The organism is Clostridium sp. CM74B_53 (genome assembly GCF_036318045.1).
In the GTDB taxonomy this organism is placed as follows: domain Bacteria; phylum Bacillota; class Clostridia; order Lachnospirales; family Lachnospiraceae; genus Pilosibacter.
On record NZ_JAWQDE010000005.1, the window covers coordinates 41,419 to 54,885 of the forward strand.

Annotated in this window: 13 protein-coding genes; 8 read left to right on the top strand and 5 right to left on the bottom strand. The window is 48.9% G+C overall.

Features of this window, described 5'->3' with window-relative positions; translation table 11 throughout:
- The first annotated feature begins 169 nt into the window (after window positions 1-169).
- The 4 genes from V2546_RS05615 to V2546_RS05630 all read left to right on the top strand — a co-directional run bounded on the left by V2546_RS05615 (window position 170) and on the right by V2546_RS05630 (window position 3,708).
- Window positions 170-904 carry a class I SAM-dependent methyltransferase gene (locus V2546_RS05615; RefSeq protein WP_118605188.1) on the top strand — a complete coding sequence of 245 codons (735 nt, stop codon included), beginning with the start codon at window positions 170-172 and terminating at the stop codon, window positions 902-904.
- A gap of 155 nt (window positions 905-1,059) precedes the next feature.
- Window positions 1,060-1,329 (top strand): hypothetical protein, encoded by a 270-nt coding sequence (locus V2546_RS05620; RefSeq protein ID WP_118530108.1) that lies wholly within the window; start codon window positions 1,060-1,062, stop codon window positions 1,327-1,329.
- Between the two features lie 180 nt (window positions 1,330-1,509).
- On the top strand, window positions 1,510-2,103 hold the full coding sequence (locus tag V2546_RS05625; RefSeq protein ID WP_118530106.1) for a ClpP family protease: 594 nt from the start codon (window positions 1,510-1,512) through the stop codon (window positions 2,101-2,103).
- 234 nt (window positions 2,104-2,337) lie between these two features.
- Window positions 2,338-3,708 (top strand): type IV secretory system conjugative DNA transfer family protein, encoded by a 1,371-nt coding sequence (locus tag V2546_RS05630; RefSeq protein WP_329751783.1) that lies wholly within the window; start codon window positions 2,338-2,340, stop codon window positions 3,706-3,708.
- A gap of 134 nt (window positions 3,709-3,842) precedes the next feature.
- Here the strand turns inward: V2546_RS05630 and V2546_RS05635 are convergent, their stop codons facing one another.
- Window positions 3,843-4,973 carry a TM1812 family CRISPR-associated protein gene (locus V2546_RS05635; protein WP_118530102.1) on the bottom strand — a complete coding sequence of 377 codons (1,131 nt, stop codon included), beginning with the start codon at window positions 4,971-4,973 and terminating at the stop codon, window positions 3,843-3,845.
- A 469-nt stretch (window positions 4,974-5,442) separates the two neighbouring features.
- Between V2546_RS05635 and V2546_RS15670 the strand changes: the two genes are divergently transcribed.
- The 3 genes from V2546_RS15670 (at window position 5,443) to udk (ending at window position 7,324) form a co-directional block, all read left to right on the top strand.
- Complete coding sequence (locus V2546_RS15670; protein WP_405579226.1) at window positions 5,443-5,628, top strand: YgdI/YgdR family lipoprotein; 186 nt, start codon at window positions 5,443-5,445, stop codon at window positions 5,626-5,628.
- A 99-nt stretch (window positions 5,629-5,727) separates the two neighbouring features.
- Window positions 5,728-6,648 (top strand): carbohydrate kinase family protein, encoded by a 921-nt coding sequence (locus V2546_RS05645; RefSeq protein WP_118297490.1) that lies wholly within the window; start codon window positions 5,728-5,730, stop codon window positions 6,646-6,648.
- A gap of 55 nt (window positions 6,649-6,703) precedes the next feature.
- Entirely contained in the window at window positions 6,704-7,324 is a 621-nt protein-coding gene (udk, locus tag V2546_RS05650; protein WP_329751784.1) for a uridine kinase, read from the top strand.
- A gap of 132 nt (window positions 7,325-7,456) precedes the next feature.
- Here udk and V2546_RS05655 read toward each other — a convergent pair whose 3' ends face one another.
- Complete coding sequence (locus V2546_RS05655) at window positions 7,457-8,503, bottom strand: transglutaminase domain-containing protein (protein ID WP_329751785.1); 1,047 nt, start codon at window positions 8,501-8,503, stop codon at window positions 7,457-7,459.
- A gap of 537 nt (window positions 8,504-9,040) precedes the next feature.
- Here V2546_RS05655 and V2546_RS05660 point away from each other — a divergent pair.
- Complete coding sequence (locus V2546_RS05660) at window positions 9,041-10,444, top strand: uracil-xanthine permease family protein (protein ID WP_118530098.1); 1,404 nt, start codon at window positions 9,041-9,043, stop codon at window positions 10,442-10,444.
- 216 nt (window positions 10,445-10,660) lie between these two features.
- Here V2546_RS05660 and V2546_RS05665 read toward each other — a convergent pair whose 3' ends face one another.
- The 3 genes from V2546_RS05665 to V2546_RS05675 all read right to left on the bottom strand — a co-directional run bounded on the left by V2546_RS05665 (window position 10,661) and on the right by V2546_RS05675 (window position 13,463).
- Window positions 10,661-11,524, bottom strand: coding sequence for an NTP transferase domain-containing protein (locus V2546_RS05665; protein WP_329751786.1), 864 nt, complete (start codon window positions 11,522-11,524; stop codon window positions 10,661-10,663).
- Between the two features lie 439 nt (window positions 11,525-11,963).
- Window positions 11,964-12,350, bottom strand: coding sequence for a winged helix-turn-helix domain-containing protein (locus tag V2546_RS05670; protein ID WP_118530094.1), 387 nt, complete (start codon window positions 12,348-12,350; stop codon window positions 11,964-11,966).
- 132 nt (window positions 12,351-12,482) lie between these two features.
- Complete coding sequence (locus V2546_RS05675) at window positions 12,483-13,463, bottom strand: ABC transporter ATP-binding protein (RefSeq protein ID WP_329751787.1); 981 nt, start codon at window positions 13,461-13,463, stop codon at window positions 12,483-12,485.
- Between the last annotated feature and the right edge of the window lie 4 nt (window positions 13,464-13,467).

Here is a 13,467-nt window from a genome sequence, read left to right on the forward strand (position 1 = left end):
TAGAATCCCGCTCCATTATTGAATTTGGAGCTTTTCCAGATCCTTTGGAGGAAGTTTATAATTACGCACATTTTTTGACATGGAAAAGATTATGATGGCAGATGAAAAAAATCAGCAGTATTCCAGTTGCAAATGAGGTTCACTAGAAAGCGAAAGAGAGAACAATAAAATGAACAACAAGATCGTAGTCTGCCTCGGAAAAGGTGGGCAGAGAGATATGGCAGAGTCTTTTGCCAGAAAAACAGGAGCGCCGATCGTGGATAAGCCAGGAGAATATCTGACGATTCATTTTGATTCCAAGGGAGTGTCACTGTCAGGATTCGGGTTGACTTATCAGGGAGACTTTGCGGAGACAATGATGCATAGAGTCACCAATGGAAGACTGCAGCATGAGATGCTGGTAAAGGCGGCAAGCTCCGAGAAAGAAGGGCGGAAAGCAATCGATGCCACTGCCGGTATGGGAGAAGATGCTTTTTTACTGGCTGCACAGGGGTACGAGGTGACATTATATGAGCAGAATCCGGTGGTCGCTGCACTTCTGAAGGATGCCATCCGTCGTGCAAAAAAGAATCAGATTTTAAAGGATATCGCCGGCCGCATGAAAGTAGTGGAGGCAGATAGTGTGGAATGCATGTCAAAGCTTTTGGATCCGGTAGATGTGATTTATCTGGATCCGATGTTTCCTGCGAGACAAAAATCCAGTCTGATCAATAAAAAACTTCAGCTGATCCAGAAGCTGGAGCCGCCATGCTCGGAGGAAACAGATCTTTTTGATGCGGCACTAAAAGTCGGTCCGTCCAGAATTATCGTTAAGCGGCCATTGAAAAGTGAATGTCTTGCAGGCAGAGAGCCTTCTTATACATTGAAGGGGAAGGCAATTCGGTATGATTGCTATGTGCTGTAAAAACTCCCACTAACAGAAGAATCGCCCATGCGGTGTGGTCTGATCAATTTTCCGGGAAATGGGAGATCAATAGTCTTGCAGTCTTAAGGTGCGAATGATATAAAATTTCATGATAAATTGAGCAAAACAAGAAATGCGAACCAATAGATAAAATAGTGGAATCAAGAGTCATAAAGAATAAAACATCACAGACTGATCCGGATGGCAACATTTACTACCTGAATCCGATCTCTGACAACACCAAAGGTAAAATGCAGACCGGATGGTTATGGATCCCGGATGCAAATGGTGTTAAGAGATGTTACTATTTCAATCCGGTTTCCGATGGCTACCGCGGAAAACTGCTGAGAAATACTGTCATTGATGGCAGCACTGTGAACGCAGACGGTGTATGGACGGTCAATGGAGTGGTGCAGACGAAATAGGGAAGAGCAAACTGATATGTAAGACATCATAATAAAAATATCACAGGCAGGGGCAGATGAAGCAATCGTGTTTCATCTGCCCCTGCCTTTTTGTGTCCAAAAATTGTGAGAGCCTGAGCATAGAATAAGAATCACAGAGCATAACAGAAAACACACTTTACGATATGAAGGAGGACGCATATGAACACATTACTGAAAAGCGCAGGCGGTATCACACAGGTTTCGGCAGATTCCAGACTGCTGTCAAATCGGCTGATCTTTCTGGAGGGAAAGATCGATGCGGGCAGTGCGGGGGAGTTTGTCCGTCAGATCCTGATCCTGAATCAGGAGAGCACGGAGAAGGCGATCCGTGTCCTGGTCAACAGTGCTGGTGGGGAGATCAGCTCCGGTCTCATGATCTACGATGCGATCCAGGGAAGCCGGGCACCGGTCGAGCTCTACTGCATCGGACATGCGTACAGCATGGCGGCCGTGATCGTTGCGTGCGGATCGCATGGAAGATATATCCTGCCGCATGGGGAGATGATGATCCATGAACCGATGCTTGGGCAGCAGGTTGCCGGGAATTCGTCCTCGATCCGTTCCATCTCGGAGGGACTTTTGGAGATGAAGGGGCGGATCAACCGTCTTCTTGCAAAGCACACAAAAAGGAGTGAGGAGGAGATTGAAAAAGCAACTGCCTACGACCATTTTTTCAGCCCGGAGGAAAGCGTCGAATTCGGACTGTGCGATGAGATCGTGGGATTTGAGAAGATCCTGGAACCGATTCTGTAAATGCTCCTTGCCGGAGTTATCTGGGATTCCATAGTACAAGGAAATAAGATTTGCCCGGAGATAGAAGGCAAAGCCATCGGTGCAGCAGATGCGGGATGGTTTTGATCCACGTCTGAGAAAACATGAGACTGTGAACTGCTGCGGCGCAAAAAGGCACGTGCAGGGGGAGTGTACAGGCCGGTGCAGTAAAGATGCAGTTTAAAATTCTGTTACATAGTTTGGAGGTATGCGTATATGAAAAAAGAACGAGTTATTTTAGGAAAGAACTGTTCCTACAGCGCGGACAGCAGAATCACAGGAGTCAACAATAACCGCGTGATCGTCGGCGGTTCCGGATGCGGAAAAACGGTTTCCATCCTGGAGCCGGAGCTTTTGGAGCTTCTGAGAGCCGGATCCTCCAACATGATCGTTGTTGCGACGAAGCGGCGTCTGGTCGACAAGTATAGAAATCCATTAAAAAATGCCGGATACACTGTGTATGACTTGAATTTCGCGGAGCCGGAAAAATCGAATTGCTGCTATGACCCATTAAAATATACAAAAACCGAGGAGGACATCACAGATCTGGCATCTGCGATCGTGCTCGCAAATGCGAAAAAAAGCAACTCGAAAATGGACCCGTTCTGGGATGACAGCGCGATCTCGCTTCTCACTGCGGAGTGTGCAGCATTTCTGGCACTTGGTAAGGACTGCTTTGCCGATGTTGTCCGGTTTCAGAGCAGCATGGGTATCTATTCAGCAGGAAATGCAGGAATCACGACCAGCTTCGATAAGGTGATGGAAGAAGCGGCTGCCAGCCGGCCGGAGTATTGTATCGAAAAATACTGGAATACATTCCGGGAGAATCCGGATCGGACTGCCCGCTGCATTTATACATCATTAAACACTGCGATGGATAAAATGTTCACATCCAGGATCTGCAAAGTGATGAAGACAAGACCGGTTATCGATTTCCAGAATGTGGAGAACGAAAAGAGCGTGATCTTCGTGACGACAAGTCCGGTAAAAAAATCACTTCACGCTCTTGCCCAGATGTTCATCTCCCAGGCGGTGAAAGAGCTGTTTGAGATCGCGGAGAAAAAGCCATCCGGTACGTTGAAGAGGCCGGTCCATATTTCCTTCGACGATTTTGCCACCGGCGGGCGGTGTGCAAACTTTCCGGAGTATATCTCGATTTTCCGGGAAAAGGGAATGTCCTCGACGATCCTTCTCCAGTCGGAGGCGCAGCTTCACCAGATGTATGGGAGCGACGCGATCACGATCCTGGATAACTGCGACAGCTATGTATATCTCGGCGGAAACAATATCGATACCGCAAAGAGCATCAGTATTCGGCTGAATGTCCCGGTAAATGAAGTGCTGCACATGCCGGTCGGGCGGGAGATTGTTTTCCGCAGAGGTCAGCAGCCGGTCGTGACGGAACGGTACGATGTCTTTCAGGACGAGGACTACCGGCGGATCACGAGAGAGTACCAGGAGGAGGTACGGAAAAGTGAAGAGGTGATCGGGAGAATAGAAAATCGGTGCCAGAGTGTCAGACGGGCGAGGATGAACCGGCTGCTGAGCGAGGAGGGCGGCGAGGTGGAGATTAGGGAGGGGAAATAGGCGTATAAAAATATCCCGGTCACGTGGGAAATGTGACCGGGATGTTTTTATACGCTTGCGAAAAGACAAAGATCATTACAGATGACTAGGTACGCCGCGCGGGATGCGGACCGCAGACTTTATATAAGGAGTAATCAAGCCTTTAAATCTTTTTCAATCGCCTCGTAAATCTGCACATAAGATTCCAATGCGTGACAAATGACCGCAATAGAGTGACGGTTGCTGTCGTTGCCGGCATGATTTGTCTTATTTCGTTCATCCTTTAACTGCATATGCAGACGGAGAAGGATATTGATCTTCCGGTAGGATTTCGGATTTTCTGCGATATAATATTTGCGAACCGGAAACGTATTATCTTTTGTATTGAGGACGGATATAACCGGATTAGAGTTATATGCCTCCAGCGCGAGATAATTGGTCCGCTCTTTCAGCGGTACAAATGGGACCTTCTTGGAAGGACGTTTCGTATATCCGACCGCCTGCACAATATAGTTTTCTGCAGATTCCCACCCTTTTTTAGGTGAATTCTTCTGGGTGATATAGCTCAGAAAATCGTCACTCAGAACGGGATCCTTTGATTTTGAATTAAAGATAGAAAAAGCAGTTACTGCTTTTTGACCATTTTTTTCTTCTTTCTGCTTCTCAGAAATTAAAAATCCATTTTTCAGAAATACAGCCGGCATTTTGCTCTCCACCAGAGTAAGAGCCTGCTGAATGAAGCCCTTTTCGGTACACCATCTGATCTCATCAATAACACGGCGGTCTTTGTTATTCAGAAGACTATGACCATAGCTGTCACGGATCAGATCCTGGAACATTGTGAGATAACCGACATTCTGGAGAGAATTATTCTGTTTTCCCAGTTTCGGAAGAGAATCAGAAAGATTCTTTAACCCAGTTTCGAATTTTGTAACATCGCAAAGCTGAATACCTTCCGCAATCGTCTGCATATTTGCTAAAACTTCCTGTTCATCGCTATTGCTGCTTTTAAGAGCAGTATCCGAATGGGATTTTTCCGGTGCGATCGCCTGCTTCAGCGATGCAGTTTGTCCGTAATAGATACATTCATGAATGCCGGATACGAAATTCATGATCTTAAAAATTTCAGAAGCAGAGGTAAAAACAGCGCGAGGTCTGGAGTATTCAATGCTGTGAATATTTTTTTCCGGGATTGTGATGCCTTCCATCTGAAGCAGGGAGAGGATACTGTTCAGAGCTTCTTGATCAGTTCGGATACCACCGTGAGTGTCTACATGAATATCCATATTTGGGTAATGCTTTTTCAGAGAACGAATTTGCTTGACCACTTCGTTGATGAAAAGTACAGTCTTTTGCGTACGCCGCTCCTGGGTGTCAGATGACTTGGGAGAAGTATCTATATCCGTGTGAATTTCCTTATCAGACAATGAAGTGATCGAAGTTATACAATGGCGAAGAAATCAAAACAGACACAGGCGTGGCAGAGCTGGAAGAGCAGAGAGTGTCTGGCGGGAGCAAAAGCGGAACAGGCAGGGGATAGATGGACAAAAAATCCATCTGTCCCTTTTTTCGTCAGAAAGAAGAAACCTGTTTACTTTTCCCGAAATCCCTTTTATACTGGGTAAAGCGCATATATTAGCGGCTGTTCAGCGGGGCTGTGCAGTTCCTGCACGGACTGGAAAAAGAGTATGAGTAACGGAGGAGAAGAAGGATGCAAAAATGTAAAAAGGGGCAGCGCTGCTTCTTGCGGCGTCCATGATGACATTTCTGCTTGCCGGATGCGGATCGAACCAGGTGACGACGGAGAATACAGGCAGCTCGGACTACAGACCTGATCGCGGGCTTCCGTATATCATTTCTCTTCTGGTCCTGGCGGTTTCTTCGAAGAAGTCGAGAGCACCGAAGGCGGAAGGAATCCCGTATGATAAGGGACAGAGATAAGATTAGGGAAAAATTTTTGTCTGGGGCAGTACGGAATGGGAAACTGCCCCAGATGTTGTGAAAGTGTTATGCTAGAGATAAAGGAGAAGAATATATAAGATGGGAATCGTTGTAATCGGAGATGTTTTTATTGATATTAAGGGATATTCCTTATCCCCGTATATCCCGCAGGGAAGAAATGCCGGAACGGTCATTCAGATCCATGGCGGAGTAGCAAGAAATGTGGCGGAGAATATCGCAAACATCGAGTTAAAGCCGACGTTCATCAGCGCTGTGGACAACAACGCGATGGGTGATGATGTGATCGAGAAGCTGAAACGCCATAAAGTTGAGACAAAGTATATGAAAAAGGTTGAGAACGGAATGGGAACATGGCTTGCCGTTTTCGACCATGAAGGAGATGTTGTCGCCTCCATTTCCAAGAGACCGGATCATAAGCCGATCGAGCAGATCCTCGATGAGTATGGGGACGAGATCTTCAAGGACGCGGACAGCATCGCGATCGAGATCGACACGGATAAGGAGATCGTGAAAAAGACATTTGCGTATGCGGAAAAGTATGGGAAAGAGGTCTACGCACTCGTGTCCAACATGACGATCGCAGTCGAGAGACGGGACTTCCTGCGCAGAACAGCATGTTTTGTCTGCAACCAGCAGGAAGCCGGGATCCTTTTTTCCGAGGATTATGAACACATGACAGCGGCGGAGCTCGCGAAGGTCCTTCCGGAGCGCGTCCGCTCAGCGCAGATTGCCCGCATGGTTGTGACCATGGGCGGGGACGGCGCTCTCTATGTGGATAAAGACGGAAGTACCGGGATCTATCCGGCAAGAAAAGTGGATGTTGTCGATACGACCGGAGCCGGAGACGCGTTTTTCTCAGGTGTCTGCATCGGTCTGACTTACGGAAAGAGCCTGCAGGATTCCTGCAGGATCGGAACAAGACTTGCAGCGACCGTGATCTGTACTTCGGAGAATATCTGCCCGAGATTTATGCCGGAAGAATTTGGTCTTGTGCAGTAGGATAGCAGCGTACCCGGGATGAACCGGGTACATTCGTTTTATGAGGTGATCAGAAATGAAAAGTGTTATTATCGGAATTGCCGGAGGTTCCGGCTCCGGAAAGTCGACCTTTACGAACAGGATCAAACAGTATTTCGGGGACGATGTGGCAGTTATTTATCATGATAATTACTACCGCAGACAGGACGAAATTCCGTTTGAAGAGCGTGTGAAGGTCAACTATGACCATCCGGATTCGTTGGAGACGGATCTTCTGGTGGAGCATTTGAAGGAATTGAAGGACGGCAGAGCGATCGAATGTCCGGTCTATGATTACAGCCAGCACAACCGCTCAAACGAGATCATAAAGATCGAGCCGCGGCCGATCATCCTGGTGGAAGGGATCCTGCTCCTTGCGGATGAGCGCATCCGGGATCTTCTGGACATCAAGGTATATGTGGAGGCCGATGCGGATGAACGAATTTTAAGACGGATCGTCCGTGACGTGGAAGAGCGCGGCAGAGACTTGAGAGGCATTATCAGCCAGTACCTGACAACCGTAAAACCGATGCACTACATGTACGTTGAGCCGACGAGAGCTCTCGCGGATATCGTGATCAACAGCGGAAAGAACGATGTGGCGTTCGATCTCTTCGTCTCGAAGATCGGACAGCTGTTGGAGAGCACGGGAAAATAAAAATTTCATATGTAGGTATGCGAAAACCGCCTGTTGCCAGTAAAGTTGCTGGCAGCGGGCGGTTTTTTGTAGTGTACTTTCTTGCTAATATTGCGCGGGATATTAGCAAGAAAGTAGAGATTATGTGATAACTTATATGTCAGATAACATGGTACCATCTTCCCCTTCATTCGCCTCGTCCATCGTGACGACAGCCTGTGAAACATCATCAGCGTAGTGGAACCTGAGTACAGCCTGGGGCCAGTTTAGCTGGATGTGGGCGGTCTTATTCTGCTCGGTTCCGGCTTTTTCGATGAGTTCGATCAGCTCTTTTAAGACTTCGCGGGTCAGATAGCCGCCTCGCCAGTGGAAGGTGAAGGTCCTGTTTTTCTTCGCAGTCTGCAGGGCACGTTTGTAGACTTCCTCCTGCTTTGTGAAGGAGAGTTTTTTCTCCTTGTAGTAAAAATGATCGCCGTCGGTGCAGGCCGGAGCCGGGGCAATCAGCGGTTCATGGTCACGGAAGATGGCTTTATCATCGAGATTAAAGTAGTCATATCGGATCTCCGCACCGGTCTCGAAGCATTTTCCGAGGCTGTTGTCGAAGGTTGCATCGAGGTGATAATAAGTTTTTCCAATCTTTACGATATTCCAGGTATGGCGGTATTTGATGCCTTTTTCCGGATTATTCCCGCACAGGGCGATCATGCACCAGATTCCCAGAGCATCACAGAGGATCTTGACGGATTTGGCAATTCCCTCACAGACGCCGACGCCGTGTCCGAGGGGACCGATGATCTCGTGGGAGTACGGCTTTTTCAGCTTATCGTAATGAATGTTTTCACAGATGAAATCGTGGATATATTTTTCTTTCTCGATTTCGGAAAGCTTTGCAGCCGGACGGGCAAGTTTTTCTACCCGAGCATTCATCGCTTTCTGATGATCTTTGATCTTGCTCTTTTCGAAGAGATATTCCGGAATAAAGATCAGATTGGGAGAGTCTGCGTAATATTTATATTTGAAGCTTGCGGCCCAGAAGAGTTCCGGGTGGTCCAGGCGGAGTTCAAAGAAGATGTCGCTCAGCGCATGACCGCCGATCTTCGGGACCTGAAATGAGTCAGCGAGACTCAAAAGTCCCTGGTGCATGGCGCGGTAGACGGACTGGCGTTCCCGGTCCATGTGGTTATAGTAGTATGGTTCCATTGTATGTATAGACCTTTCTTGGTTATCGTGATAAATGATCTAGATGTTGGGGTCAAAAGGTCTTTTGCCCCCTATGATACCGGATTGCTCCGTGCTTTGCACTCCCGCAATCCTCAAAAACATTCATAATCCGCTCATTTTTCTACGAAAAATGGCTACTTATTCATGTTTTTGGCGGGTCAAGAGTTCGAAAATCCTCTCGCAAGCAAGCTTGCATCAGATTTCCGACCTTTTGACCCTGGTATCTGATCAATTTAGGATAGCATATTTGGCCATGATTTACCAGTGCTTATACCAGCAATAAAAACATTGACTCTACAACTGTTGTAAGGTTTAAATGAAATTTTTTTCATTTACGTATTTACATCTTTCAAACTTGTGCTTATAATAACGATGCACTACATAAATACTGCTAATAAGACTGCGGAAATGGGAACCCGACCGCAGATCGTGGCAGAAAAAACAAAAAGAATCCGGTCTCACTGTCTGGCAGAATGATAACAGAAGAACCGGAACTTTACGTAAAGGAGAAAATGTATGAGTGAAGAAAACACATCCAACCGGGCACCCTATGAATTTTATGGAAAAATGCCGTTGAAGCAGGCAATCCCGTTAGGACTCCAGCACGTCCTTGCGATGTTCGTCGGCAACCTGACACCGCTTCTGATCATCTGCGGTGCGTGTGGGATCAGCGGAAGTGAAGAATTTGCACATCTGCAGGTCAGCCTTCTGCAGAATGCGATGTTTGTCGCAGGAGTTGTGACTCTGGTACAGCTCTATGCGATCGGACCGATCGGAGGAAAAGTCCCGATCATCATGGGAACAAGCTCCGGATTCATCGGCGTATTTAAGAGTGTCGCAGATACAATGGGCGGCGGAGTTGCAACATACGGCGCGATCATGGGAGCGTCGATCATCGGAGGTCTCTTTGAGGGAGTTCTCGGTGCTTTTATCAAGCCGCTGCGGAAATTTTTTCCATCGGTCGTAACCGGAACCGTTGTTTTATCGATCGGTCTGTCCCTGATTTCTGTCGGAGTGAATTCTTTTGGCGGCGGGAGCAGTGCAAAAGACTTTGGATCGGCGGAAAATCTGCTGCTGGCGCTGTTCGTACTGATCGTAATCCTCATGGTGAAACACTGGACGAAAGGTCTTGCGAGCAACTCTGCAATCCTCATCGGGATCATTGCCGGATATGCGGCAGCGGTTATTATGGGACTGCTCCTTCCGAATTCAGGGATTACCGCGGATGGAGCAGAATATACAAAAGCATGGGTATTAAACTGGAATAAAGTGGCGGAAGCCAGCTGGATCAGTATCCCGGAATTTCTTCCGGTAAGGCCGGTCTTTGATGTCCGTGCGATCGCACCGATCATCATCATGTTTATCGTGACCGCTGTTGAGACAGTCGGTGATATTTCCGGCGTTATTGAAGGCGGAATGGACCGGGAGGCAACCGACAAAGAACTTTCCGGCGGCGTGATCTGTGACGGAATCGGTTCTTCTTTTGCAGCATTATTTGGAATTCTGCCGAATACTTCCTTCAGCCAGAATGTGGGACTTGTGACGATGACGAAGATCGTAAACCGAACAGCTCTGGCATCAGGAGCAGTTTTTCTGATCCTCTGCGGACTGATCCCGAAGCTTGGTGCGATCATCTCCATCATGCCGCAGGCTGTTTTAGGAGGCGCTGCAGTCATGATGTTCTCCTCGATCGTTGTCAGCGGAATCCAGCTGATCACAAAGGAACATATGACTCCGAGAAATCTGACGATCGTGTCAGTCGCACTCGGTGTCGGATATGGAATGGGAGCGAACACGGCAATTCTTGCGCAGACACCGCAGGCTGTCCAGCTGATCTTCGGCGGTTCCGGAATCGTTCCGGCGGCGCTGGTTGCGATCCTGTTAAACCTGCTGCTTCCGAAGGATGATAAGAACCTGTAGAGGTCAGAGATAAAAAGATAATAGAATGATAAAAAGAAACCGGAGGTGATCCAGGATGAATGTATGTCCAGGATGATCTCCGGTTTTATTTACGCGAACAACGAGCCAAAGTCTGCGCTTGCGCGAGACCCTGGCGACTGTCGCGATAACACGGGGAAAACTCGTGAAGCGTGTTTTCACTTGTTGTGGTACATGAAGAAAAAACATTAGAGACTTCTAAAAATTTTTCAGATATTCCAATTCCTCCGGTGTATCGGCATCTGCAAGCTCCAGCGGAGAGGCAGCCGGGAAATAACGGACATGTTGCGGATATTTTTTCAGGAGTACATTTCCTCCGGAGTTGTCCGGGAGTGTGAGAAGCTCATTGAAATACCGGCGACCAAAGAGGATCGGGTTCCCGGGGGATTTGACCTCTCCATGCTCCATTGATGCGAGCCGGAGAATTTCGCCGCACGAACGATAAGCTTGAGTAGCAAATGTCAATACCATCGCTTCGATCGTTTCGCGCGAAAGAAGCGGCTGGTCCCCGAGTGCAAATATGCATCCGGCGAGATCTGGATTTTTTCCCAACAGCGCGGAGAGACCGAGTTTTACCGTGTGGTTCCGGTACGGCATCGTGTGGAGCAGGACCGGAATCTCGCGCTCCCGGCAGAGAGACTCGACCTCCGGAGATCTCGTCACGACGATCCGTGCCGCGAAGAGCGGTCCGTCTGTGGCGGACAGGATCCGGGTAATCAGCGGTTTTCCGTTAAAATCAGCCATCAGTTTGTTGGACCCGAATCGTTTTCCAAGCCCCGATGCCATGATCACACAGCCGACGGGGAGAACCGGATGGTCAAGGTCATAGACATAGACATCGTCTCTGGCACGCAGGGCGTCGAGGAACGGCGTGGACTGGCTGCGGAGAACAGCGATCACCCGCTTTGTATCGAACAGGTGGAAAATGGCATCACAGAATTCCGGGCAGGAGCTTTCAAGGTAGCCGAGTTCGTCGATGACGGCGAAAGCGGCGGGAGAGTCGATCGCCCGTTTTATGGAAGCAAGACCGCCGCCGAGAAAACCGTTGAGATCCGGAACCATCTGATTGCCGGAAGAAGCGGATGAAGCCGCCGATTTCCCGGAATCAGAATCTGCTGGAAAGGCATGGAAAGAGAACTTTGGACGGTAAATTCCGATCCGCGAGGTTTCTCCGGTCAGATTGTCAGTCAGCTCAACGCGATCCTGTTTGAAAGCATGTGTTGTAAAGCCGGGAAACATCTGCAGGCGGGATTCGGCTTGACCAGGCAAAAACGGAATGTCTGAGATATGTCTTCGCAATCCGTGAAACACCGGCAGGCAGGATCCGGGCAGAGAGGAGTCGGCGGAGACAGGATTCCGGAGACTTTCAGATATTTCACTGGAAATCGTATCAGCCGGAAAATCCGGCAATGTCAGAATTTCCCCCAGCAGTGTGCTCTTCCCACTTCTGCGGCTTCCGGTGATGATCAGATGCCGCTTTTTGACCGGAACCGGATCGCTATCAGTTCCCAGGGAATTCTCTTGCGCCGTCTGCGCCGCTGTTGTTTCGGCTATATTTAGAAAAGATCTGAGTATAGAGCTCGCGGCTGCTCTGAATGCAGGCGTTCCGCCAGGTTTCATAATCATGTAAAAACTCCTTTGCTTCCGGTGTCAGGACACTCCCGCCGCCGCCTTTTCCGCCGATCGTTCTGGCGGTCAGTGAAAAACCAAGATTCTTTTCCGCACGCTTCATGAGATGGAGCGCTTTTGTGTATGCCATCCCCATCGAGAGGGCTGCCGCCCGCAGCGAACCGGTCTCCTCGATCAGGTGGAGCAGGCGGCAGGGACCTTCACCGAAGAAGCGGAGATTGTCGTTGTCACATAGAAAGACGCGGATGTCAGATTTCATGAAAAGATCACCTTCTTTCGGGTACATCAGTGGTATGGTGCGCAGGGATCATGAGGAAAATCCAGAGGTTTCCTATGAACAGGATCATGAGCCGGTTTTATGGAAAATACAACCAGGATCACGGGGCTATAGCTATAAAACCGGCAGGAGAACGAGTCGATTCCCTGCGCATTTTGATGGATCAGGAAGCGGAACCAGACGCACCTCCCCGTAGATCTCAGAAAAAGCCTGCTCCATGACGGAGACAGGATCCGTCTTCGGATGCAGCGTGTGGATCAGCGTGCCGTCCTTTAGGAGCAGCAGGATATCACAGTATGCGAGTGCGAGTGTCGGATCGTGGAGACAGAGAATTGCAGTTTTTTCTGTGAGAATTTTTCCGGTTGAGTAAGATAGCCCATCTGGTTCATCGGCGCTACATGCCAATGATGTGCATTCACGCAAAGAGTGAGATTGTTGCAAACAATCGGGCCCAGTGTGAGAATGTGTCGAGACAGGTTCTTTTTTATAGGGAAAAAAGGCAGGGGAAGCAGATCTACCGCCCTGTGCCGCCTGTACGATATCTGCGATCAGCCCCATCATCCAGTACTTATTCCCAAGGTCCAGCGAACTGTCCGGCTCATCAAAGAGCAGGAGCGAAGTATCTTCAATGAGTGTTCTCGCCAGGATCACGAGCTGCTGTTCCCCACCGCTGAGTGTTAAGTAATCCCGATTCGCAAAATCGTCCATTCCGACGGAAGCGAGCGCCTGGAGGGCTGCCTCCCGCATCTTGGCAGACGGCTGTTCGAAGAGTTTCAACCGGGAGTAAAATCCCATGAGCACGACATCCAGCGCACTCATGGAAATGGAGATCCCGCTCTGCTGCGGAATATAACTTACGAGTCCTGCGAGAGCTTTTGGAGAGAGAGCTGTGAGGTCCTGCCCGTTCAGGAGAACATGGCCGCTGTGGGAAAGCTCTCCGCATATGGCCCGCAAAAGGGTAGTCTTTCCGCTCCCGTTCGGTCCGAGAAGCGCGATCATATGCCCGGGATTTTCAACCGAAAGGGAAAGATGGTTTAGGATCTGATGACCGCCCAGAGAGACGGAGAGGTCCTGAATGGAAACATGTTCAGACATAATG

What these genes read in the sequence shown, in the direction of transcription:
- V2546_RS05615 (WP_118605188.1), top strand. Translation starts at nt 170, where the DNA reads ATGAACAACAAGATCGTAGTCTGCCTCGGAAAAGGTGGGCAGAGAGAT.
- V2546_RS05625 (WP_118530106.1), top strand. Translation starts at nt 1,510, where the DNA reads ATGAACACATTACTGAAAAGCGCAGGCGGTATCACACAGGTTTCGGCA.
- V2546_RS05630 (WP_329751783.1), top strand. Translation starts at nt 2,338, where the DNA reads ATGAAAAAAGAACGAGTTATTTTAGGAAAGAACTGTTCCTACAGCGCG.
- V2546_RS05635 (WP_118530102.1), bottom strand. Translation starts at nt 4,973, where the DNA reads ATGGATATTCATGTAGACACTCACGGTGGTATCCGAACTGATCAAGAA.
- V2546_RS15670 (WP_405579226.1), top strand. Translation starts at nt 5,443, where the DNA reads ATGATGACATTTCTGCTTGCCGGATGCGGATCGAACCAGGTGACGACG.
- V2546_RS05645 (WP_118297490.1), top strand. Translation starts at nt 5,728, where the DNA reads ATGGGAATCGTTGTAATCGGAGATGTTTTTATTGATATTAAGGGATAT.
- udk (WP_329751784.1), top strand. Translation starts at nt 6,704, where the DNA reads ATGAAAAGTGTTATTATCGGAATTGCCGGAGGTTCCGGCTCCGGAAAG.
- V2546_RS05655 (WP_329751785.1), bottom strand. Translation starts at nt 8,503, where the DNA reads ATGGAACCATACTACTATAACCACATGGACCGGGAACGCCAGTCCGTC.
- V2546_RS05660 (WP_118530098.1), top strand. Translation starts at nt 9,041, where the DNA reads ATGAGTGAAGAAAACACATCCAACCGGGCACCCTATGAATTTTATGGA.
- V2546_RS05665 (WP_329751786.1), bottom strand. Translation starts at nt 11,524, where the DNA reads ATGGTTCCGGATCTCAACGGTTTTCTCGGCGGCGGTCTTGCTTCCATA.
- V2546_RS05670 (WP_118530094.1), bottom strand. Translation starts at nt 12,350, where the DNA reads ATGAAATCTGACATCCGCGTCTTTCTATGTGACAACGACAATCTCCGC.
- V2546_RS05675 (WP_329751787.1), bottom strand. Translation starts at nt 13,463, where the DNA reads ATGTCTGAACATGTTTCCATTCAGGACCTCTCCGTCTCTCTGGGCGGT.